The 851-nt window shown below is 49.1% G+C and carries 1 pseudogene; it reads left to right on the top strand.

Annotated elements, in window-relative coordinates:
- Positions 1-217: 217 nt before the first annotated feature.
- Positions 218-851 (top strand): annotated as a pseudogene (locus tag B9T16_RS28985) (prenyltransferase); the annotation flags it as partial.

The raw sequence follows: 851 nt of genomic DNA on the forward strand, positions 1-851 counted from the left end.
ATCTAGCGCGTCTACCAATTCCGCCACGTCCGCTTATTTGCCAGAATTGATTATAACACAGATGAGCGATAAAAAAAAGGGGTTAGGGGAAATTAATTTTTGACAGGTGGCTGGGGTGGGTGGAGGAGGCGGAAACCGGTAAAAAAGGATTAAAATAGTGATGACCCCTCAGTAGCGGACAGGGGGTTTGATGGTTTGACACCCTGGATAACTGCTTATGTTTAACCAACTGATGCGCCTGATGGGTCGATTTCGTCGATGGTTGACCCAAGTTTGGGATAAGTTTATGGAGTGGGTGGACCCCCCGCCACCGCCGAGGTCAAACCCTCCCCGACTCCCAGACGATGAATATGAATGGTTATTTCGACAATTGCTGACTAAGGTGGGTCAGGGTTGGAAAGGAGACCAGGTGAGGCGTTGGCTGCGTCGCAATGAATACCGGGTGACGAAAAGCCGATGGGAGGAATGGTCTCCCCGGTTTCACCCTAACCCTAAAGATGCGGAAATCTCCCGGCAGTTGTTATTATTAGCGCAGTTGGATGGTGACTATATTTCCCAAATAGCGGCTAATTTGTTAGGAGAAACACGGCCAAAACCTCCCCCCAGAGAAACTAATACCCCACCAGTTACCCCACCCCACAACCAACCCCCAACTTCGACTGACTCTCTCCCGGCTGATGCTGAGTCATGGTTTAACGATGGATGCCAACGATTGGTAAATGGGGATTTGCGCGGTGCGATATTCTCTTGGGAAAAAGCGATCGAATTTAAACCCGATTTACATGAAGCAGCGYAGTTGGATGGTGACTATATTTCCCAAATAGCGGCTAATTTGTTAGGAGAAAAACGGC

It is taken from the genome of Arthrospira sp. PCC 8006, assembly GCF_046480465.1.
Taxonomy (GTDB): Bacteria; Cyanobacteriota; Cyanobacteriia; order Cyanobacteriales; family Microcoleaceae; genus Limnospira; species Limnospira platensis.